Source organism: Pseudomonas congelans, assembly GCF_900103225.1.
Taxonomy (GTDB): Bacteria; Pseudomonadota; Gammaproteobacteria; order Pseudomonadales; family Pseudomonadaceae; genus Aquipseudomonas; species Aquipseudomonas congelans.
Genome location: NZ_FNJH01000009.1, coordinates 54,304 through 75,607 on the forward strand (window position 1 = coordinate 54,304; position 21,304 = coordinate 75,607).

Consider the following 21,304-nt stretch of genomic DNA (forward strand, 5'->3'; position numbering starts at 1 on the left):
GACTCCTTACTGAACGGCTTTACGCGGCGCCGTTGGGTCTGCCGGTGGGGTGAAGGTACGCAGGTCGATGGTCGGCGCACTGTCGCCGCCCAGACGATGGTCAAGTATCAGCAACTTCGCATTGCCCAGGCCCTCGGTCAGTTGGGCCAGGTATTGCTCCAGCAAAAACGCTTGCCCTGCCCTGGCATAGGCCTGACGTTCAGCACTGAAACGCAGGTCTGCACCTTGTGCCCCGGCCAGAATCTCGCGGGCGGCGGCACTGGCCTGATCACGCGCCACGCTGGCATTGAGCTGCGCCTGATTGGCCTTGTCGCTGGCCGCGCCGCGTTCGCGGGAGATCAGCGCCTGTGCACCAATCTGCGCAGCCTGCACAGCATGATAGGCGTTGGCAGCACCGGCGGGCGGATGGATGGCTTCGACCACCGTGGCGAGCAATTCGACGCCACTGTCCAGACGCTGCAAGTCGGCCTGCACGGCCTTGCCGATATCATCGGCCAGCCCGCTGCGCTGCTCGCCGAGCAATTCATCCAGCGTGCGCGAGGCAAAGTCGTGCACCAGCACACGGCTGGCGGTGCTGCGAATCAAGGCCGGAATATCTGCGCTGTTATAGGTTGATGCCATGGCTGCGGCATCTGTCAGGCCGATGCGGTAGACGAACCGCACGTCCATGTTGACGATCTGAAAACTCTGCTTGTCGCCTGCACTGCTGGCGATGACCTGGGATTTTTCGTTGATATGGCTGGCATCCCACAGACGGTTGGCGCTGCCCGGCGGCGGGCCTTCGGCAGGGTCCAGCGTCTGCTCGAAAGAGTCGGCGGCAGAAACGCTGGTCGCCAGCTCATGAACCACGCCGTTTTCAACGGCCAGCACGCGCCCGAACGGCCAGGGCAAACCCACATGCAGACCGGGTCCGAACACATCGACCGGCTTGCCGAACCGCTCGTAAATGCCCCGCCCCTGCATGGGAATTTCATGCACGCCGCTCAATACCCAGCCCAGCGCTGCGACCACTGCCAGCACCGGCAGAAATGCGCGACGCATGTAGGTAAAGGCCCAGATCTGGCGCAGATCGATGCCGAAACGGTTGTGCAGTTCGTGCTGCAAGGCGAGCAGCGGTCGCGGCGGCCAGCGCAACAGGTCAGCGATGAAACTGGCGGCCAGCAGGCGCGGTTCGATACGTGAGTTGCGCGGGCTGAACACCGACAGCACAGCGCGCAGCAGGAACTCCAGCGCCACGCCGAGCGGCAGCAGGCCGATCAACACCGCCAGCCGCGCCGGCCAGACACGATCTGCACTGGAGAAAAACAGGCACAGCGCGCCGATCAGCAGGACGATGAGCGTCATGCGCACCAGTTGCGCCAGGGCTCCGGCCTCCGGCGACTGACTGTCGGACTCGCTGCTCAGTTGTCGCTCGATGACCAGCAGCCCGAACGCCAACAGCAGCATGACGCTGCCGGCAAGACTACCGGCCGTGGAGAGGTCGGCGCCGGATAACATGAGGTTCCAGAAGGCGCGAATGACGATCAACGCCAGCACCGCCCAACCGGCAAGCCACAGGGTCGAGCTGCCAACGTGCCTGACCAGCGATTTGCCCGAGTCACTCAGGCGTTCAAGCAGACGCTCGTACCAGCCGCTCTCGTCGCCAGCAGGCAGGCTTTCGTCGAGCGTGTCTGCCTCCGGCGAACGCAACGCGCGAGCCCGCCATAGCGCGACATGCCGCGCCGACTGCAAGCCCGCCGTAAGCAGAAACAACGCCGCCGAGGCGTTGCACAACACGGCCATCCACAAAGAGCCGGGGGAAAACAGATCGATGGACAACGCCAGCAGCAGCCCGAACGCCCCTGCTCCACCGGTCACATACATCAATCGTCCCAGACGCCGAACCTGTTGCACCGCCATTTGAAAACGCGGCAGGCCTTCGAGGCCTTCGTGCTCATCCAAATCAACCCGCATCACTACCCCGGCACCCGCTTATTTATCGCCCTTTGGAGAGCCCTGCATTGGCATCTGAATGCCAGTGAATCATAGCGTTACGATATAACACGCGGAGTGAAACTTTCGTCAGGACTATTAGCTGAACGAATGTGCGATAGCGGTAACGCCCAGCTGGCGAATCGGCCGGAAGCCGTGCAGAGGGTGAGCCCGCGCGCCAGCAAAATGATTGCTGAATATTGCCTGGCGAAAAAGTTTTTAGCGTCGGCCAAAGGCAACGAGTTGAGCGGCGTTTCTTGCCCCGATCGTCTGGAAGCCTTGCGCCAAGCGGCGATGCGCTTAATCGATTAGTCTGCAGTCACGCAAAAATAAGCTTTATGGCGGTCAACACGCCGATTCATTACCCATTATCGACATTTTTTTTTGGCCGATTTCCGAACCGTATCTCGTCTTTGTTATCTGTTGTGGGTAGTTTGCGTTCGGCAAGGAGTCGTTGGCGCGCCATTTTTTGTGCAGGACGCACAGAATTACTCAGAGGCTTCACCTTTATGAATCGCAGAAATCTCCTGAAAGCGTCCATGGCGTTGGCCGCCTACGGCAGCGTATCGGCCTCAGGGCTTTTTGCTGCGCGGGCACTGGCCGCCGCAGCCGATGGCGAGATCGAACACTTCGATTTTGCAGAGTTGCAGGCGCATGCCAAGAAGCTTGCGAGCAAAGGGTATGTGAGCAACAAGCAGGTGCTGCCACCGGTACTTGCGAACATGACGCCGCAGCAATTCAATGCCATCCGCTACGACCCGAATCACTCGCTGTGGAAAGACGTCCACGGCCAGCTCGACGTGCATTTCTTCCACGTCGGCATGGGCTTCAAGACGCCCGTGCGCATGTACAGCGTCGATCCGCAGAGCAAGCAGGCGCGGGAAGTGCATTTCCGCCATGACCTGTTCAACTACGAGAACAGCGGCATCGACAAGAACCTGGTCAAGGGCGACCTTGGCTTTGCCGGTTTCAAACTGTTCAAGGCGCCTGAAATCGCCATCAATGACGTCGTCTCGTTCCTTGGCGCCAGCTATTTCCGCGCCGTGGACAGCAACAAGCAATACGGCCTCTCGGCCCGCGGCCTGGCCATCGACAGTTACGCCAAGCGTCAGGAAGAATTCCCGGACTTCACCAAGTTCTGGTTTGAAACACCGGACAAGAACGCGACACGCTTCGTGGTTTACGCACTGCTCGACTCGCCGAGTGCGACCGGCGCCTACCGCTTCGACATCGACTGTCAGGCCGGCCAGGTGGTCATGGAAATCGACGCGCACGTCAATGCGCGTACCGACATCCAGCAGCTGGGCATTTCGCCGATGACCAGCATGTTCAGTTGCGGCACTCACGAACGTCGCATGTGCGACACCATCCACCCGCAAATCCACGACTCGGATCGCCTGTCGATGTGGCGTGGCAACGGTGAGTGGATCTGCCGTCCGCTGAACAACCCGGCCAAACCGCAATTCAGCGCGTTCTCCGACACCGATCCGAAAGGCTTCGGGCTGGTGCAGAGCGATCACGAGTTCTCCAGCTATCAGGACACCGTTGTCTGGTACAGCCGCCGTCCAAGCCTGTGGGTCGAGCCGATCACGGCGTGGGGCGAAGGCGAGGTCAGCCTGCTGGAGCTGCCGACCACGGGCGAGACGATGGACAACATCGTGGTGTTCTGGACGCCGAAGACGCCGGTCAAGGCCGGGGATTCGATGAACTACGGCTACAAGCTGTTCTGGAGCCCGCTGCCGCCGGTGAGCACGCCGCTGGCCCAGGTCCACGCGACACGTTCAGGCATGGGCGGTTTCCTCGAAGGCTGGGCACCGGGCGAGCATTACCCGAAAACCTGGGCACGCCGCTTTGCGGTGGACTTCAACGGCGGCGGCCTGGATCGCTTGCCGGAAGGCACCGGGATCGAACCCATCGTCACGGTCACTCATGGCAAGGTGCAGGACTTCAACATCCTCGTGCTGCCGGACATCAAGGGTTACCGCGTCACCTTCGATTGGGTACCGGACAGCGACTCGGTCGAGCCGGTTGAAATGCGCATGTTCATCCGCACTGGCGACCGTACGCTGAGCGAGACCTGGCTCTATCAGTACTTCCCGCCTGCACCGGACAAACGTAAATACCCGTAATCCGCAGATGGGTGACGCAGAGCGTCACGCAAGGCATTCCCACGCGGAGCGTGAGGAACGATAGGGGTTCTCGGGAACACCATCGTGCCCATGCTCCAGCGTGGGCATGCCGTTCCGGACGCTCCGCGTCCTATCCTCGGTACTGCAGCGCGGCGCAGATTTGTGACGCAGAGCGTCACGAAGAGCATTCCCACGCGGAGCGTGAGGAACGATAGGGGTTCTCGGGAACACCATCGTGCCCATGCTCCAGCGTGGGCACGCCGTTCTGGACGCTCCGCGTCCGATCCTCGGTACTGCAGCGCGGCGCAGATTTGTGACGCAGAGCGTCACGAAAGGCATTCCCACGCGGAGCGTGAGGAACGATAGGGGTTCTCGGGAACACTATCGTGCCCATGCTCCAGCGTGGGCACGCCGTTCCGGACGCTCCGCGTCCGATCATGGGCACGGGGCGTGCAGCGCATAACCATTAATCCTGACTAATTAATTGACAGTTGCCCCAACTGCGACTGATATACCTGTTGTCATGCCGTTGCGAGCGTCCGCTCCAGACCCCCATCTCCCAAAGCCTGCCTGTGTCGACACGTTGCCGTGATCGTCGGGCGGTAGCTTTGTCCGCGCAATTCCCCTGACGTATTTCACAAGGCAGCCAGCATGGCGTTGAATACTGCGAGCAGCGTCGACGCCAGGTCGTCGTTGATGTCCTTTGACAAGTCCACGGTGGTGGTGTGGGTCGCCATCAGCCTGATTCTGGTCGAGACCTTTTCCGGAGCCTTGCGCTTCTACTTCGATCAGGCAGGCATAAGCCCCCTGCTCTATCTGCCCAAGGCCGCCTGCATCCTGCTGTTTGCGCTGGAACTGCGCACCTTCAGGGCAGGACGGTTGTTCTGGACATTCACGATCCTGTGGCTGCTTTCCGGGCTGCTGGCCATGCTGCATCGTGCCAGCGTGCACAACCTGGCGTTCAGTCTGTTCGCGCTGAGCCCGCTGGTGTTCGGCCTGGTATGTGGCCGGCACCTGCTGTATCGCCGCAAGCTGTTGTACCGCGCCATTGGTTTCTGCCTGCTGGCCTCGCTGCTGGGGATTGCCCTGGACAAGCTCACCTCCGTGCCCTGGAAAGGCTATAGCTACAGCGTCGGTGAAACCCAGTTGAGCGCCAACACCTCATGGAGTGCGGACGAAGTGGATCGCATTGCCGGTTTCGCCAGAGTGTCCAACGTGCTGTCGATCATGATCGCCTTCTACACGCTGTACCTGCTCATGTTTCTGCGCTCGCGCCTGATGATGTTGTTGCTGAGTGGGGTGGCGCTTTACGCCATCGTGCTGACCACCAGCAAAGCGCCAGCTGCGGCCTTCGCCCTGACCGTCATGCTGCTGTTGATGCGGCGGATGCACTGGACCTGCAGAACATTGTGCACCGTGGTGGTGGGCATCGGTCTGCTGTTGCCGGCACTGGGGCTGATTGTGAGTCCTGATGCCTACGCGGTCAGCAGCGGCGGCTCTCTGGCCTCGCTGTATGACCGGCTGATCAACACCTGGCCCGGCCTGATCAATGCGATGAGTCGCGAAGGCTGGATGATCAGCGGCGCGGGCTTCGGCATGGTCGGCAGCACGATGGGGCTGTTTCCAGTGAACGGTGCCGGGGTATTTCTCGGCATGGACAGCTCCGCCCTGTATCTCTGGGCAATGCTCGGCGTGCTTGGCTTGCTGCTGTATGCGCTGCAGATCCCGCTGTTGTTCCGACTGATCGATGATCAGACACGTGTCGGCCATATGCTGCTGGCGATCAGCTTTTGCTGGTGCCTGATCAGCTGGACCACCGACATGTTCGAGGTCGCTGTCGCCAACCTGTTCATAGGTCTGGCCATTGGTCATGTGATTGCCGGCAGGCAAGCCCCTGCGAGCCATGCGCCCGGACTGTCGTCGACTGCCCGCTGACCGCCACCACACTCATCACCACGCTGGCCGCCGATACGTTTCGGCTGATCCCCGGCACATCTCCCTCACGATCAGCCACCGGATGGTTTTCTCCAATGGACTTCAGAAAAGACATCAATGGCCTGCGCGCCATCGCGGTGATCGCAGTGCTGCTCTTCCACTTCCACCCCGACTGGCTGCCTGGCGGCTTTGCCGGTGTGGATGTGTTCTTCGTGATCTCGGGGTATCTGATCACCGGGATCATCCTGCGCGGCTTGAGGCGCGGCAAATTCAGGCTGGCGGCGTTCTACACGTCACGGGCCAGACGCATCGTCCCGGCCCTCGCCGCGCTGTGTTTTGCCCTGCTGCTGCTGGGCTGGATCTCCCTGCTGCCGCTGGACTACAGCGCGCTGGGCACACATGTGGCCAGCAGCCTGGGGTTCGTTTCCAACGTTGTCTATTGGCGTGAGGCGGGGTACTTCACTGCCAGTGCCCATGAGAAATGGCTGCTGCATACGTGGTCGCTGTCGGTGGAATGGCAGTTTTACCTGCTGTACCCGATTGCGCTGCTGGTGCTCAGTCGTCTGGTCGCGCTGAACAACCTGCGCTGGTGGGTGCTGGGCACGAGTCTGGCAGGCTTTGTGGTGTGCATATCTGCCTCCTTGCAATGGCCGGAGGCCGCGTTTTATCTGCTGCCGAGCCGCGCCTGGGAGTTACTGGCAGGTGGCGTGGCCTGCCTGTTCCCGATGCAATTTAAGGCCCTGCAGCAGCGCGCTCTGGAACACGTCGGACTGGCCCTGATAGGGGCCGGGTTGTTCCTGCTGTCCGTACAGGACACATGGCCGGGTTACCTGGTGCTGATGCCGGTGCTGGGGACGTTCGCGGTGATCGTCGCCGCACGCAACGACTCGCCGCTGACCTGTAACCCGCTGGCCCAATGGATCGGCACACGGTCGTACTCGCTATACCTGTGGCATTGGCCGGTGGTGGTGTGGATGAATGACGCCGGGTTGCTGGGCGAGACCCGCACAGTGCTGGTGGGCATGGGCGTGGCCGTGACGCTGGGTCTGGTCTCATGGCGGCTGATCGAGCAGCCCGCCAGCAGACCGTCGTCTGATCAGCGCGGCAGGCTTGCCATGCCTGGAACACTGATCGCTCTGGTGTTCGTGGGCGGAGCGCTGGTGAGCGCGACCAGCGGCGTGGTATCGCCACTGCGCCCGGTCAGCGTTTCGGACAAGGCGCGTTTCATTCAGGAATACGCTGATCGTCAGCACAATCTGTACGAGCCTTACTGGCTGAAATGTGACGCTTTCTCCGCCCTGACCCAGCGCGGCCAATCAGGCATCGACGAAGCTTGCATCCGCAAACAGGGCGCAGGCGGAGTGTTCCTGTGGGGCGACTCTCATGCACAGGCGCTGTCGCTCGGCTTGCGTACCTTGCTGACACACAGCACGCCCTTCTATCAGGTCGCCTCGGCCAGTTGCCGTCCCGCTCTGAGTAACCATGAAGGACGCACATCGGCGACCAGCAGGGCCTGTGACTACTCCAACAGAACAGCCTTGCAGAGCATCGAAAGGCTGCGTCCGGATATCGTGGTCATCGCGCAGAAGGATGGGCATGACAAGACCGACTGGACGCAGATCGCGGTCCGGCTCAAGGGTCTTGGCGTGAAGCATATCGTGCTGATCGGCCCGGTCCCGCAATGGAAACCGTCGCTGCCCAGTGTGATCGCCAACCGTCATTGGGGGCTGAGCGAATCGCACATCCGCGATCCGGCTCTGGATCAAAGCGTCATGCTGGTGGATCAGGCAACCCGCGCGCTGGCCGCATCGGCAGGCATCCAGTTCGTGTCGCTGATCGACAAACTGTGCATCGCCGATGCCTGCCTGGTACGCCTGGAAGACAACCGCTCTCTGCTACAGATCGACTCGGGGCACTTGAGCGTAGAAGGCTCGCTGTACGTGGTGCGCAATTACGTACTGCCGCAGTTGATGAATTAGTGAGCCGCTGAGTACAAACGTCCTGTTTCTGGAGGCTGTACCGGCCTCTTCGCGAGCAAGCGAAGCGTCGCCCGGCTCGCTCCCAAGAGACATGGGTATAACCGATGGGGTTGTCGATCAATGCAGCTCTTTGAGGCGCTCGGCAAACTTGACGAGGTCGGCCAGGGAATCGGCTTCCATCTTGCGCATCACCGAGCCACGGCGGACCTTGACGGTGATTTCGCTCACGTTCAGCCGCGCTGCAATCTGTTTGTTGAGCAGGCCGCTGACCACCAGTTCCATCACCTGCTGCTCACCGGGATTGAGGCTGGCGTGGCGGCGCTGCAGTTCGGCTCCCACGGCGGCACTCTGGCGCCGGCTGCGATCCTGCGCCAACCCCTGCTGGATGGCATCGAGCAAGTCCTGATCGCGAAAAGGCTTGGTCAGAAACTCCACTGCACCGGCCTTCATGGCCCGTACGGACATGGGAATGTCGCCGTGCCCGGTGATGAAAATGACCGGTAGGGAAATCCCTGACCTGGCCATATGTTCCTGGAAATCCAGGCCACTCATGCCCGGCATGCGAATGTCCAGAATCAGACAGCCCGGCGCGTCAGGGCGCGGAGTATCCAGAAACTCGCGGGTCGAGCCGAACAGCATGCTGCGCAATCCGACCGAGGCCAGCAGGTCCTCCAGCGAGGAGCGCACCGACAGGTCGTCATCGATGACGTAGATGATCGGTTCTTCGGCCTGCGATGCAGTGACAGCTGTACTCATCAGGTTTCCATCTTTCCAGTGGGCAGGGTGAAGTGAAACGTAGCACCGATTGCAGGGTTGGGCGTGACCCAGATGCGCCCGCCATGAGCTTCGATGATCGAACGGCTGATCGCCAGACCAATCCCCATCCCTTCCTCCTTGGTGGTGTAGAACGCGTCGAACAACTGATGGAGGTTTTCCGGTGGCACGCCGATGCCATTGTCGATGACCGAAAATCCGATATTGCCGCCGTCATGCCAGCCCACCCGAACCTCCAGTTGCGCCTGATCCGCCTCGAGCCTTTTCATCGCATCGACGCCATTGAGCATCAGGTTCAGTAACACTTGCTGGATCTGCACCCGATCAGCCAGCAGCGGCGGCAGGCCCTCCGGAACGTCGACCAGCAGTGCCACGCCCTGCCCTTCTATCTCGCTGTGCGCCAACGCCACGATCTCGGCGACGGTATCGGCCACGCTGATCCACTCCTTGTGAGTGGACGAACGTTTTGCCAGAGCGCGCACCCGGACGATGATGTCCCCGGCGCGGTTCGCGTCACTGATCATGCGTTCCACGGCCTGACGGGCCTTGTCCAGATTGACCGGCTCGCTGGCCAGCCAGCGCTGGCAGGCATTGCCGCTGGTGACAATGGCCGACAGCGGCTGATTGACCTCATGAGCAATGGACGCCGTCAGCTCACCCAGTTGATTGACCCGTGCGATCCGCGCCAGTTGCGAGCGCGCTTCATGTACCGAGCGGATAGCCAGCGCCATGCGCAGCGCCAGCCAGGTGGTCATGGCGATGGCCGCCAGGCTGATAATGCAATTGATAAGCCCGGACGCCTCACTGCCTCTGGAGGTCGTCATCTCGTAACTGATCACGGTCAGCACCATGCACAGCAACGCCATCGCGATAACGCCTGCGACCGGCAGGAGCCTGACCGCCAGCAGCACCACAACAATCTGGAATACACCCACGGCAATTTCCAGGTCGGTCAAGGTGTCGGCAACCGCAATGACCAGCGCCAGCATCAGCAACGCGATCAGCCGTACCGCCATAGCGGCCTTGCCGTAGGATTCAGGTTCACGCATGTGCATCTTCCCGCTGGTTTCAAAAGGCCCGTTGAGTATGTCCTACAAACCTCAGGACGGGTTGTCCAGGCTGAACTGATCGGCCAGTTCGTCATAGGCAAACAACTCCGCGTAGCGCCCCCATTGAATCACTGCATTGAGGGTCTGCATGGCATCGCTTTCGGACATGAAGTCTTCGAGTTGATCGCGAAAGCGCCGTGCCGGTGCGGTGTGTGTGGGACGATCATCCAGCACCCGCCGAATGTGCGCGACCAGCGGCACGAAGCTCAGCAAATGCTGGGCGAACAGTTGCTTGCGCTCGTCGACATCCGCCAGCGCATAGCGATTGGCGGCAGGCAGCAGGCGAATGTCGCCGCCCTTCAGTTCAGCGAAGCGCAGTAGTTGCAGCACCTCGGCAATCGGGAACAGCTCGTCGGCGTTGTAATGCAGCGCAGCGGCCAGCTCCGGCAGGTCGGCTTTCAGGCTGTAGGGCGGCGCGTGAATCGCCTCGATCAGCCCGGCCAGTGCGTTGGTGGAAACCTGCGGCAATACCATCCCCAGCCCGGTGCCCGGAAACACGCCCTGACGAATCTCGCCGGCGTCATTGTCCTGGGTCATCAGCACGTAGATTTCTTCCACCAGCGCCCGGAAGATAGGGTCCTGGCGGTTGCGAGGCTGGGGCAGATCGACCTTTATCTCGCTGATCACCCGCCCAGGATTGGAGGAGAACAGCAGGATGCGGTCGCACATCAGCACGGCTTCGGCAATGTTGTGCGTCACCATCAGGATCGACTTGATGGGCATGCGCCCTTCGCTCCACATGTCCAGCAAGTCAGTGCGCAGGGTTTCTGCGGTGAGCACGTCCAGCGCGGAAAACGGTTCGTCCATCAACAGCACGTCAGGATCGATGACCAGCGCGCGCGCCATTCCAACCCGCTGGCGCATGCCTCCGGACAGCTCCTTGGGGTAGGCGCTCTCGAAACCGTCCAGGCCGATCAGATCGATGGCCGCCAGTGCGCGCTTGCGACGTACTGCGGCGGGCACACGTTGCGCTTCGAGGCCGACTTCGACGTTTTCCAGCACTGTCAGCCAGGGAAACAGCGCAAAGCTCTGGAACACCATGCCCACCGACATCGCACGCCCTTGCGCACGACGAGGGAAATTCACCTCACCTTCGGTGGGCACCACCAGCCCGGCGATGGAGCGCAACAGGGTCGACTTGCCCGAACCGGACCGGCCCAGCAGGCCTACTATTTCGTTCTCGTTGAGCGTCAGTGTCACGTCATCCAGCACCAGGCGCTCTTTGCTGCCTTTGCCGTACACATGTCGGACCTTTTGAACATCTACCAGGCAACGCGTTTCGACAGCCATCATGATGACGCCCTCCCCTTACACACGATCAGACAAGACTCAGACGTCGCTCGGCAAACCCGTACAGCGGGCGCCACAGCAACCGGTTGAAAGCAATAACGAAGACCGACATGACCACAATGCCCAGCGCGACACGTGGAAAGTCGCCCGCCTGGGTCGCATTGGCGATGTATGACCCCAGGCCTGCCGCTTCCAGATGCTGATCGCCCCAGGAAACCGCTTCGGCGACGATACTGGCGTTCCACGAACCACCCGACGCGGTCAGCGCACCGGTGATGTAGTAGGGAAACACGCCAGGCAGCGCGACACGGCGCCACCACTGCCAGCCGCGCATGTTGAACATGGTCGCTGCTTCGCGCAGGTCAGTCGGCAAGGCGCTGGCTCCGGCGATCACGTTGAACAGGATGTACCACTGGGTGCCGAGCACCATCAGCGGCGACAGCCAGATATCCGGGTTCAGGTGCAGGCCGACAATCGCGATCACGGCAAACGGAAACAGGACGTTGGCCGGGAACGCCGCCATGAACTGCGCGATAGGCTGCAAGCGTTCGGCCCAGACCGGACGCAAGCCGATCCAGATACCGACGGGCACCCAGATCAGGCTTGCGATGACGATCAGTACGATCACACGCACCATCGTCGCCAGGCCCAGACCAAAGGCAGTGACCATGTCGCTGGTGCCCAGTGACGCTTCGATGAACCTGAACAGGTACACGCTGCCGGCCAGGCAAGCGGCCATGACCAGACCCAGCCACGCGTAGTCGAGCACGCGAGCGATGCCTGGGGTGAGCTTCACTTTCCACAGCCGGGAGAACACGCGCCAGTCGATCAGCATCAGGCATTTCCACGGTGCAGCCAGGACCGAAGCCAGCATCGGCGCCACACGGGAGCGGCCCAGCAGGCTGTACATCCAAGAGCGCGGACGCTTCGACGATGCGGTTTGCTCGAAGCGGAATTTGTCCGCCCAGGCGACGATCGGCCTGAACAGCAATTGGTCATAGGCCAGAATCACCAGCGCCATTGCGCCCACTGCCCAGGCAATCGCAGCCAGGTTTTTCTGCTCGATGGCCAGCGCCAGCCAGGAACCGATACCCGGCAGATTGACCGTGGTATCGCCGACCGAAATGGCCTCGCAGGCGACCACGAAAAACCAGCCGCCGGACATCGACATCATCATGTTCCACACCAGCCCCGGTATGGCGAACGGCAGTTCCAGGCGTGTAAAGCGCAGTACCGCAGACAGCCCGAACTGACGGCTGACTTCGTTCAGATCACTCGGCACAGTACGCAGTGACTGATAGAAACTGAACGCGAGATTCCAGGCCTGGCTGGTGAAGATGGCAAAGATCGCTGCGCATTCGACGCCCATCTGCCGACCGGGAAACAGTCCCATGAAGAAGGTCACGGTGAACGTCAGAAAACCCAGCACCGGTACCGACTGAAGAATATCCAGCGCCGGGATGATCACCTGTTCGGCCTTGCGACTTTTGGCTGCCAGCGTGGCGACGACAAAAGTGAAGATCAACGAAGCGCCCAGCGCGATGAACATACGCAGCGTGGTGCGCAAGGCATATTCGGGCAGGCGCGCCGGATCAAGGCTCATGGGGCTGGAATTCAGCACAGTCAGGGGCTGCATCATCTGCCCAAAGCCATAAATGAACAGGCCAATAAACAGAGTCAGGATGGCCAGGCAAATACCATCGGCCCAATAAGGCGTGCGTGCACCGGGTTTTACGAAACGGGGCGTCCGCAGGCTTTTACCGAATTCAAATATCGAATGCATTGCTCACCTCGAGCCGGCCGCGCAGGCGCAGACCCACCCGTTTTATAAGCAAACAGGCAGTCAGCAATAACGTATAAAGGCCGTGAGTTAATAGTTGCCGGACAGTGAGGTAAAGCTTATAGCGTTTCGATCAACAGTAGAAACCTGCAAAAGTAGCTCATGTTTATCTGTAAGTATGAGTGAGATATACCAACGTATAGTTATATAACTATGGCTCTGTTGTTCAGACCTGTTAAGTATTGTGCAAAAGAACATCATCGTGCCCATGCTCCGCGTAGGCATGCCGTTGCGGACGCTCCGCGTTTTCCCTTGAGCAGGCGGCGCGGCGTGGGGCTGTGACACAGAGCGTCACGAAATGCATTCCTACGCTGGAGCGTGCGGAACGATAATCTCGACTATCGTGCGACGCTCCGCGTCGCATGCCGTTCTGGACGCTCTGCGTCCTCTCTTGAGAAGGCGGCGCGGCATGGGGCTGTGACGCAGAGCGTCACGAAATGCATTCCCACGCTGGAGCGTGCGGAACGATAGGTATCCGGCTACTCCGCGTGGGCACGACCGTCACACCCGGAAGTGGCTGACCATCATCTGCAGCTGGCCACCGAGGCGTGCCAGCTCAACGCTGGAGGCTGCGGTTTCTTCGCTGGCTTCGGCGGTTTGTTCGGATACGTCGCGAACGTTGACGATGCTGCGGCTGATTTCGTCGGCTACCGAGCTTTGTTGCTCGGCGGCGGCAGCGATCTGCTGGTTCATCGCCTGAATGCTCGATACCGTACGGGTGATGCTCTCCAGTGACGTACCGGCCCTGCGCGTCAGCTCGACACTGCTGTCAGTCAGCGTGCGGCTGCCGAGCATGATGCCCGACACCTGACGCGTGCCATTCTGCAAGGCCGCCACCAGCCCTTCGATTTCTTCGGTGGACTGCTGGGTACGCTGCGCCAGACCACGAACTTCGTCGGCCACCACGGCAAAACCCCGGCCGGCTTCCCCTGCACGCGCGGCCTCGATGGCAGCATTGAGGGCCAGCAGGTTGGTCTGTTCGGCGACCGCCTTGATCACATCCATGACCTTGCCGATCTTGTCACTTTCCTGCTCAAGCACATTCATTGCGTCAGATGAGCGAACCACCTCGGCGGCCAGTCGCTCGATCTGCTGGATGGCCTCGCCGACGACCTTGTCGCCATCACGCGCCTGCTTGTCTGCATCGGAAGCCGCCACGGACGCCTGCTCGGCATTGCGCGCCACTTCGTGCACGGTCGCCGACATTTCGTGCATGGCGGTGGCCACTTGGTCGGTCTCGACTTTCTGGCTGTTGACCCCCGCACTGGTCTGCTCGGTAACTGCCGACAGTTCTTCGGCCGCGCTGGCAATCTGCGTGACGCCGTCGCGAATACCGGAGATCAGTTCGCGCAAGGTTGTACCCATGCGCTGGATACCTTGCTGCAACACGCCCAGTTCATCGCGTCGGGTAACCGCTTCGGTATGGGTCAGGTCGCCGGACGCAATCCGCTCGACGATCGCCAGCGTATCGCGCAATGGACGAGTGATCTGACGCGTGATGACCACAGCGGCAAGAATGCCCAACAGCATGACCAAGACCACACAACCCAGCTGCAGGCTGCGCGCGTGAGCGGTGTCTTCCTTGCCCATCTGCATCTGAAGGCCGTACAGCTCTTCGCCCAGCTTGACGATGGTGGCGCCTTGAGTAGTCAGATCCTTGCGCACGCTCGCAGCTGTCTGAGTGGTTGCCTTGAAGGCATCGACCGAGCTGCGGTAATTGCGCAAAGCGGTTTCAAACTGTGCGATCTGTTCGCGATTGGCAGTGCCAAAAGCGCCCTTGAGCCTGTCCAGATGGCTGATCGCGCTATCGAGCTGCTGAAAGGCTGCTGTCTCGGTCTTGTCACTCGGATTGCCGGTATAGCCGCGCACTTCATAACGCACCAGAACCAGGTCTTGCCGAGCGCTGTTCGCCAACTGGGCCAGATCGAAGCGTGCCGGGTCAGAAGGGTCGATCTGCATGACGGCATTGTTCAACGACTCGACGGCCTGCATGGCCGCTGTGCCAGTGGCGGTCATCTCGTTGCGCACCTTGGCCCCGGACTGATACACGGCGCGCATGCTGTTCAGGGAGGCCTCATAGTCGCGAGTGACATCGGCCAGTTCGCGCAGCGGCTTGAGGTTGACCGGATTGTTGAAGCTGACGAGCAGGGATTGCTGCTGCGCCTTGAACACATCCAGCTTGCTTTGCATGTTCTGTGCTGCGGTTTCATCGCCGTCAGTCAGCATGTATTGCAGACGCGCAATTCGCAGATTGGTCAGGTTGTCACTCAGCCTGGTGATATCGCCGATGCGGTCGGTGCGATAGATGAGCTTGTCGAGGCTGGTCCAGCCGACGAGGGCGAGGACAGCCGTGAAGAAAAGAACGGTCCCAAAGCCCAATGCCAACTTCATGTTGACGCTGATATTCGCAAATCTGCTGTTCATAAAATCTCCTGAAAATGCTTTTTTGTGCGCAACGAAAGAGCTGAGATTTGTTTTTATAGACAGCAAAACCGCGCGCCAGAGCTATCGGCCGCAGAAGAGCAAAACTTGATCGGAAAAAGACAATCCGCGCGAGCGCGCCGATTCGGGAGGGAAATCGGGGGCTGAACAGCCCCCGATTCAATCAGGCAGTGAGCTTGAAACGCGCCACGACATTGCGCATGTCGCTGGCGACCCGCGCCAGTTCATCGGCGGTTACCGCGTTGTTGTCGATACCCAGCATCAACGTCCCGGAGCTGTTACGAATCTCCATGACATTGCGGTTGATGTCTTCGGAGACCGCATGCTGCTGCACGGCAGCACTGGCAATCTGCGTGTTCATCTCGACGATGCGCTCCACGCCCTGACTGATGCTCGACAGGCTGCCCGAGGCATCGCTGGCAGCACTGATACACGCATGGGCCTTCTGCTGCCCGGCCTGCATCTGCTGCACGGCAGCATCGGTGGCACCTTGCAGTTGCTGGATGATGCCGCGAATTTCTTCGGTCGACGCCTGAGTGCGCGAAGCCAGCGTGCGGACTTCATCAGCCACCACGGCAAACCCGCGACCCTGCTCGCCCGCCCGCGCGGCTTCGATGGCGGCATTGAGGGCCAACAGATTGGTCTGATCGGCAATGGTGCTGATGACCTGGATAACGCCACCGATCGACTGACTGTGCAGGGCCAGCGCCTGGACCTTCTGGGCACTGAGTTCCACTTCTTCGGCCAGCGCCTGAATGGTCGAGTGAGCCTGATGCATGATGCGCAGACCGTTACGTGATGCGGTGTTCGCTTCATCGGCGGCCAACGCAGCACCTTCGGTGTTCTGCGCCACGTCGGCAACGCTCGCGGTCATCTCGTTGATCGCGGTCGCCACTTGCTCAGTTTCAGCCTGCTGCGCGTTCATTGATTGCTTGGCCAGGCCGATGGATGCGCCCAGCCGGGACGCTACATCAGTCAGTTCATAAGAGGTGCGGTCCATGTGCGAGATGGAACTGGCGAAGGCGTCGGCCATCAGGTTCAGGCCGTTGGCGATATCCGCCACTTCGTCCTTGCTGACGACCGCTACGCGTGCACTCAGATCGCCCTCGCCCAGACGGCGGGTAACGCCCAGCAGGCTGTCGATGGTCAGGCGCAAGGCACGGTAGATGCTGCAGAACGCGTAGAGCAGCAGCAAGCCCATGATCACACACATGGCAATGACGACTTCGCGTTGCAGCACCAGAGCGTCGTAGCGCGAATTCAATTCATCCTGAAGCGCAGTCTGAATTTCGTCCTGAGCCTTGTAGAGACCCGAGACAACCACGTTACCGCGCGCACTCAGCGCCTGCCCCTGCTGCACGGAGAACTCTGTGCCTTTTACGTACGCATGCAGATCGCCGCGAAAGCTGTCCATCGCTGAAGTAGCGGCAGTGATCGGATCACTGATGCGCGCGGCCAGCTCTGGCGAACGACGCTTGAGCAGGCGAATGCTCTGCTCCAGCTCCGCACGGAATTGCAGTTCGATCTTCAGCAGGCTCTCGAGCGAGCCGCGCATCGTTACACTCAGGCCCTGACCGGTTATCAAGCCTGCCGTAATACCGCGGATCTGACCGGCGACGTTGATTTCCCGAGGCATACGAATGGTGCTCAGGTCGATCAGAAACAGCGATGCATAGTCTTCGTCCAGCACCATGCCCGAGGTGGCCGAGACGAAGTAGATAAAGTTGAGCGTCTGGGCCAGTTGCTCGTTCCATTGGGCGAACACTTCGTCCTGCGACATGCCTGGCTTGATACTGTCCATCAGGGAACGGGTGCTTTCACGCAGGCGCTGTACGCGGTTCTCGGTCTCCAGCTGCTGCCCCTGTCGTGCATCCATATCGGCAAGGTTAGCAAGAGCTGTCTCGAGCTGAGCACGATTGCTGGCCAGGTCCTGAGCGGCGGAGGCATCGCCGGCGAGCAGACGGTTGCTGGCCGCACGCTGCCACATGGAGAGTCGCAGAACGGGGGTGGTCAATTGCAGGTACTCACGGCCAACGCGCTCTTGCGCGACGGTGTCGATGCTTGCATTCAGGCTGTTGAAAACCCGCAGACCGAGAACGATCAGCGGGATAACGATAATGATGGCTAAAACGGCAAACTTGGCAGGGAAGCGCAGGCGATTGGTTAGGTAGATACCAGGCGAAAGGATGTTCATAGTTTTCTCTTTTTAATTAGGGGTCCAATCCGAGTGGAAAAGCTCCTTTCTTTGCATCACGGGTAGTACGGGCCGGCTGTGACAGGATGAACGAGGTCATCCGCTCAGATGAAGGCACATTGACATCACTTGAGAGCAGTGGCCCATCAGGAAGTTCAATGGGTGCCATAGCCTGATACTCGGGCTATCGACCGGGTCACGGTTAACGTGAGGTCAGGATCATCAGGCGGGTGCCGAGCGAGAGCGCTTTGCCGGTATGACGCTTGCGGCAGGCGTGATCCGAATGAGGATGTTCAGGTCAAGCAGGCGGGAAACAACTGTTCATCTGACAGTCTGGCGACCGTAGACTTTGCAAAAGGGTAATACCGTCGTGCGGCATCGTGACGCACGACGGTAGGCGTCGTATCGAGGTGACCGAGGGCTGTTCAAGCCCTCGCCCACTCCACGTTCGACAGACCGAGCTTTTCCGCCTGAGGCTTGCTCAGCTTCGGCACCGGATCGGAACGGTACTTGGGGATCGCACCGAACCCGGCATCCACTGACGCCCAGTGCCAGGCCTCCTTATTGTCCATGGCACCTGCTCTTATGTAGAACGTCTTGTAACTGCCATGCAGCAGGTAATCGATACGGTAGTGTTTTTCATCGGCCATTGTGTTGCTCCTGCTTTGTAGACTCGCAAAACAGATCGCTGCAGTTTCAAAAAATTCAAAATATTAATGCCATAATCTAAATGATGTCATGTTGCCATCTAGCGATGTATGGTATACCTGAACCGCTCGGTTTAGTTGATGATAGAGTTTGTTTATAACTGCAATTTTCCCGGGTTCTCTGACGGGGCAATGCGGCCTGGCTGATCGCCAATTTGAATAGGCCTTCACGGTAATATAAGCAAAATGCGCGTCACCTTAAGGGATATTAAAATTCTATTGAACGGCAGCGCTTACACCGTCGGTCCTCTTTAAAAAAGTTAGCAGTAACGATCGCGCTCCTCAGTCTCTCATAACCTGTGACTGCGTTGAATCGAACCCATGCCCATGGGTTGACGCTTCCCGAGAAATCAAAGCCTGAGGATACGACATGTTCATGTATAACAAGCGACTTCAATATACCGTACGCGTAGCAAGACCCAATCCTGGACTGGCCAACCTTCTGCTTGAGCAGTTCGGTGGGGCTCAGGGTGAACTGGCCGCCGCCGGACGGTATTTCACCCAAGGATTGAGCGAAGAAGATCCAGGCCGTAAAGACCTGTTGATGGACATCGCCACTGAAGAACTAAGCCACCTTGAAATTGTGGGTTCCATTATTGTCATGCTCAATAAGGGCGCCAAAGGCCAATTGGCTGAAGGCATCGAAGAAGAAGGCGAGTTGTATCGCTCTATCAACGGTAACGGCAATGACTCACATATCACCAGCCTGCTGTACGGCTCCGGTGCGCCGTTGACCAACTCCGCCGGCGTGCCCTTTACAGCGGCTTATATCGATACTATCGGCGAGCCGACAGCGGACTTCCGGTCTAACATCGCCGCAGAATCCAGAGCCAAGATTGTTTACGAGCGATTGATGAATGTAACCGATGATCCTGGCGTTAAAGAAGCGCTGGGCTTTCTCATGACTCGGGAAATCGCACACCAGTTGTCTTTTGAAAAAGCCCTGCACGCCATACAGCCGAACTTCCCGCAGGGCAAACTGCCGGGCATGCCGGAGTTCACCAACAAATACTTCAACATGTCTGGCGAACCCAATGTACGCGGCGCCTGGAATCAGGGCGGTGACTGGGAGTATGTGGAATCGCCACAAGCGGCTGTCGATGGCGGCGAAGGTACGGCCTCGGTCACGCTGAATAAAAAGGACACAGAGGTGCTGGAAATGATGAAGGAACGGACCCAGTCCGATCCGGCCGCCAACCCGATTACCGGTGCAGATCTGGGCTCTGGCTTTGTCCAGGGCAAAGACGCCTGAAGCGGCAACAATCGTTTGATCAGGAGAATGGAATCATGAAAAAGCTCAGCTCCCGTCGACCTCTCACGCCTCGCGACGAGTTGGATAGCGTGTTGACCGACAAGGTATTTGTAAACGGGCTTCGTGCTTTCGAGGCGCAGGCGCTGCTTGCACGCCGAGGCTTTCAAGTGGTGATGGCGACCAAGGGTTTCGGAGTTGGAACCCTGCTTGAAAATAACCTGCCACGTCGATGACCCCGCAGGTCATCAATGTTAAGCGCTCCATCCGACTTGTCCACAGGCTTACAGACCACATGCTTGCCTGTGGACAAGTCTCTCTTCGCTGAAAAGGGTAAGAACATGACTCGCACGACCATAGAAGATTTGTTCATTCACGAACTTTCAGACGTATACAGCGCCGAAAAGCAAATTACCAAAGCACTCCCGCGCCTCGCACGCGCTTCGACCAATCCACTGCTGGCAGAAGCCTTCAAGGCTCATCTTGAAGAAACTCAAGGTCAGATCGATCGTATCGATGAATTGGTGGAAGGCGCTGGTCTGAAGCTGAAACGCATGAAATGCGCGGCCATGGAAGGTCTGATCGAAGAAAGCAAGGAGTTGCTGGAAGAGATCGAAAAAGGCGCTGTGCTCGATGCCGCGTTGATCGGCGCATGTCAGAAGGTCGAGCATTACGAGATCGCCAGCTACGGCACACTCATCGCAATGGCCAAACATCTGAAGATGAAAGAGGCAACCGCTCTGTTGAGTGCCACGTTGGCAGAAGAAAAAGGCGCAGACGAAAAGCTGACGGCGATCGCCGAACAGGGCGGAACCCAGGCGGCCACTTCGAAAAAGTAATGAGGGTTTCTCGGCGGTACCCGCATGACGCTCTACAGGGTGTAGATCCCGTCATGCGGTGTAGAGGATTTACTTCTTGGCAGCATCACCGCCATGGGCAGCAGCGAGTTTTTTCGCATGCTCCAGATGCTTCTCAAGCGTAGGCAGCGTTGCCTTCGCAAATGCCTTCAACTCTGGATCCTTGCCATTCTCGGCCTCTTCCTTGTACAGCTTGATCGCCTGTTCATGCGCGGAGACCTGATTGTTGGCGTAAGCCTGGTCGAATGACTTCTCGCGCATCTCCAGAATCATTGCCTTGGCTTTGTCCATCAACATTGGATCTTCAGATACTTCAAGGTTCTTGCTTTTTGCGATCGCAGCCAGCTTCTCATTGGCGGCGGTGTGATCCGTGACCATCTGCTTGGCGAATTCCTTCACGTCTGCAGAGACACCTTTTTCATCCTGTGCGAGCTTGCCAACCTGAACTTCGGCGATGCCCTTGGCAGAAGCATCCTCTACAAAATCGTCAGCGTCCTGAGCGGCAACAGCCATTTGCGAACCTAGCGAAAGTACAACGGCAATGGCGCTCATGCGAAAATAATTGGTCATTTTCGGTCATCCTTTTATGGGCTGAATACGTCATCGTTATCGATGACACGAATATTACGACCTGCTTCAAATACCTGCGTTCAGCCTTTTTGATCAGACGCGGCATACGCCGGTACCACGGTCACCTGTTGCAGATGTAAACCCAAACCGGCAATACATTTTTTTCCGCGCAACCATCGCCCCCAGGAATAAGCACGATCACCACCTATCGGTGCCTGGAAAATTACGCTGAATTTCCCCGTACCGAGGCACTCACTT

At 59.2% G+C, this 21,304-nt stretch carries 15 protein-coding genes and 1 pseudogene; 6 read left to right on the forward strand and 10 right to left on the reverse strand.

The window, feature by feature from the left end; genetic code table 11:
- Positions 1 to 6: 6 nt before the first annotated feature.
- Complete coding sequence (gene hflK / locus BLR20_RS22850) at positions 7 to 1,953, reverse strand: protease modulator HflK (protein ID WP_054993366.1); 1,947 nt, start codon at positions 1,951 to 1,953, stop codon at positions 7 to 9.
- A gap of 527 nt (positions 1,954 to 2,480) precedes the next feature.
- Between hflK and BLR20_RS22860 the strand changes: the two genes are divergently transcribed.
- The 3 genes from BLR20_RS22860 to BLR20_RS22870 all read left to right on the forward strand — a co-directional run bounded on the left by BLR20_RS22860 (position 2,481) and on the right by BLR20_RS22870 (position 8,014).
- Positions 2,481 to 4,100, forward strand: a complete 1,620-nt coding sequence (locus tag BLR20_RS22860) for a glucan biosynthesis protein D (protein ID WP_010434024.1) — start codon at positions 2,481 to 2,483, stop codon at positions 4,098 to 4,100.
- A gap of 651 nt (positions 4,101 to 4,751) precedes the next feature.
- Positions 4,752 to 6,035 (forward strand): hypothetical protein, encoded by a 1,284-nt coding sequence (locus tag BLR20_RS22865; protein WP_054993367.1) that lies wholly within the window; start codon positions 4,752 to 4,754, stop codon positions 6,033 to 6,035.
- A gap of 95 nt (positions 6,036 to 6,130) precedes the next feature.
- Positions 6,131 to 8,014, forward strand: coding sequence for an acyltransferase family protein (locus tag BLR20_RS22870; protein ID WP_054993368.1), 1,884 nt, complete (start codon positions 6,131 to 6,133; stop codon positions 8,012 to 8,014).
- Between the two features lie 117 nt (positions 8,015 to 8,131).
- Here the strand turns inward: BLR20_RS22870 and BLR20_RS22875 are convergent, their stop codons facing one another.
- The 8 genes and pseudogenes from BLR20_RS22875 to BLR20_RS22910 form a co-directional block, all read right to left on the reverse strand.
- The gene (locus BLR20_RS22875) at positions 8,132 to 8,770 is read right to left on the reverse strand and encodes a response regulator transcription factor (protein WP_032611208.1); all 639 of its coding nucleotides are present in this window, start codon (positions 8,768 to 8,770) and stop codon (positions 8,132 to 8,134) included.
- Positions 8,770 to 9,837 (reverse strand): sensor histidine kinase, encoded by a 1,068-nt coding sequence (locus tag BLR20_RS22880; RefSeq protein WP_010435078.1) that lies wholly within the window; start codon positions 9,835 to 9,837, stop codon positions 8,770 to 8,772. The genes BLR20_RS22875 and BLR20_RS22880 overlap by 1 nt, the downstream gene beginning before the upstream one ends.
- 51 nt (positions 9,838 to 9,888) lie before the next feature.
- The gene (locus BLR20_RS22885) at positions 9,889 to 11,193 is read right to left on the reverse strand and encodes an ABC transporter ATP-binding protein (RefSeq protein WP_024640682.1); all 1,305 of its coding nucleotides are present in this window, start codon (positions 11,191 to 11,193) and stop codon (positions 9,889 to 9,891) included.
- Between the two features lie 22 nt (positions 11,194 to 11,215).
- Positions 11,216 to 12,970, reverse strand: a complete 1,755-nt coding sequence (locus BLR20_RS22890; RefSeq protein ID WP_054993369.1) for an ABC transporter permease — start codon at positions 12,968 to 12,970, stop codon at positions 11,216 to 11,218.
- A gap of 558 nt (positions 12,971 to 13,528) precedes the next feature.
- Positions 13,529 to 14,392, reverse strand: coding sequence for a methyl-accepting chemotaxis protein (locus BLR20_RS28545; RefSeq protein ID WP_390175872.1), 864 nt, complete (start codon positions 14,390 to 14,392; stop codon positions 13,529 to 13,531).
- Between the two features lie 39 nt (positions 14,393 to 14,431).
- Positions 14,432 to 15,451: pseudogene (locus tag BLR20_RS28550) on the reverse strand (methyl-accepting chemotaxis protein); the annotation flags it as partial.
- A 181-nt stretch (positions 15,452 to 15,632) separates the two neighbouring features.
- The gene (locus BLR20_RS22905) at positions 15,633 to 17,663 is read right to left on the reverse strand and encodes a methyl-accepting chemotaxis protein (RefSeq protein WP_054993371.1); all 2,031 of its coding nucleotides are present in this window, start codon (positions 17,661 to 17,663) and stop codon (positions 15,633 to 15,635) included.
- Positions 17,664 to 18,088: 425 nt separating this feature from the next.
- The gene (locus BLR20_RS22910; protein ID WP_003316018.1) at positions 18,089 to 18,313 is read right to left on the reverse strand and encodes a DUF6555 family protein; all 225 of its coding nucleotides are present in this window, start codon (positions 18,311 to 18,313) and stop codon (positions 18,089 to 18,091) included.
- A gap of 427 nt (positions 18,314 to 18,740) precedes the next feature.
- Here BLR20_RS22910 and BLR20_RS22915 point away from each other — a divergent pair, with 427 nt between their 5' ends.
- From BLR20_RS22915 to BLR20_RS22925, 3 genes are all read left to right on the forward strand, one after another.
- Positions 18,741 to 19,622: a manganese catalase family protein gene (locus BLR20_RS22915; RefSeq protein ID WP_032611218.1), complete on the forward strand. Its 882-nt coding sequence runs from the start codon at positions 18,741 to 18,743 to the stop codon at positions 19,620 to 19,622.
- A 35-nt stretch (positions 19,623 to 19,657) separates the two neighbouring features.
- Complete coding sequence (locus tag BLR20_RS22920; protein ID WP_054993372.1) at positions 19,658 to 19,855, forward strand: hypothetical protein; 198 nt, start codon at positions 19,658 to 19,660, stop codon at positions 19,853 to 19,855.
- A gap of 105 nt (positions 19,856 to 19,960) precedes the next feature.
- The gene (locus BLR20_RS22925) at positions 19,961 to 20,458 is read left to right on the forward strand and encodes a YciE/YciF ferroxidase family protein (RefSeq protein WP_010428408.1); all 498 of its coding nucleotides are present in this window, start codon (positions 19,961 to 19,963) and stop codon (positions 20,456 to 20,458) included.
- A 69-nt stretch (positions 20,459 to 20,527) separates the two neighbouring features.
- Here the strand turns inward: BLR20_RS22925 and BLR20_RS22930 are convergent, their stop codons facing one another.
- Positions 20,528 to 21,046 (reverse strand): DUF4142 domain-containing protein, encoded by a 519-nt coding sequence (locus BLR20_RS22930; protein ID WP_010428410.1) that lies wholly within the window; start codon positions 21,044 to 21,046, stop codon positions 20,528 to 20,530.
- Between the last annotated feature and the right edge of the window lie 258 nt (positions 21,047 to 21,304).

Coding starts and splice junctions, on each gene's coding strand:
- hflK (WP_054993366.1), bottom strand. CDS start 1,953: ATGCGGGTTGATTTGGATGAGCACGAAGGCCTCGAAGGCCTGCCGCGT.
- BLR20_RS22860 (WP_010434024.1), top strand. CDS start 2,481: ATGAATCGCAGAAATCTCCTGAAAGCGTCCATGGCGTTGGCCGCCTAC.
- BLR20_RS22865 (WP_054993367.1), top strand. CDS start 4,752: ATGGCGTTGAATACTGCGAGCAGCGTCGACGCCAGGTCGTCGTTGATG.
- BLR20_RS22870 (WP_054993368.1), top strand. CDS start 6,131: ATGGACTTCAGAAAAGACATCAATGGCCTGCGCGCCATCGCGGTGATC.
- BLR20_RS22875 (WP_032611208.1), bottom strand. CDS start 8,770: ATGAGTACAGCTGTCACTGCATCGCAGGCCGAAGAACCGATCATCTAC.
- BLR20_RS22880 (WP_010435078.1), bottom strand. CDS start 9,837: ATGCGTGAACCTGAATCCTACGGCAAGGCCGCTATGGCGGTACGGCTG.
- BLR20_RS22890 (WP_054993369.1), bottom strand. CDS start 12,970: ATGCATTCGATATTTGAATTCGGTAAAAGCCTGCGGACGCCCCGTTTC.
- BLR20_RS28545 (WP_390175872.1), bottom strand. CDS start 14,392: ATGGGTACAACCTTGCGCGAACTGATCTCCGGTATTCGCGACGGCGTC.
- BLR20_RS22905 (WP_054993371.1), bottom strand. CDS start 17,663: ATGAACATCCTTTCGCCTGGTATCTACCTAACCAATCGCCTGCGCTTC.
- BLR20_RS22910 (WP_003316018.1), bottom strand. CDS start 18,313: ATGGCCGATGAAAAACACTACCGTATCGATTACCTGCTGCATGGCAGT.
- BLR20_RS22915 (WP_032611218.1), top strand. CDS start 18,741: ATGTTCATGTATAACAAGCGACTTCAATATACCGTACGCGTAGCAAGA.
- BLR20_RS22920 (WP_054993372.1), top strand. CDS start 19,658: ATGAAAAAGCTCAGCTCCCGTCGACCTCTCACGCCTCGCGACGAGTTG.
- BLR20_RS22925 (WP_010428408.1), top strand. CDS start 19,961: ATGACTCGCACGACCATAGAAGATTTGTTCATTCACGAACTTTCAGAC.
- BLR20_RS22930 (WP_010428410.1), bottom strand. CDS start 21,046: ATGACCAATTATTTTCGCATGAGCGCCATTGCCGTTGTACTTTCGCTA.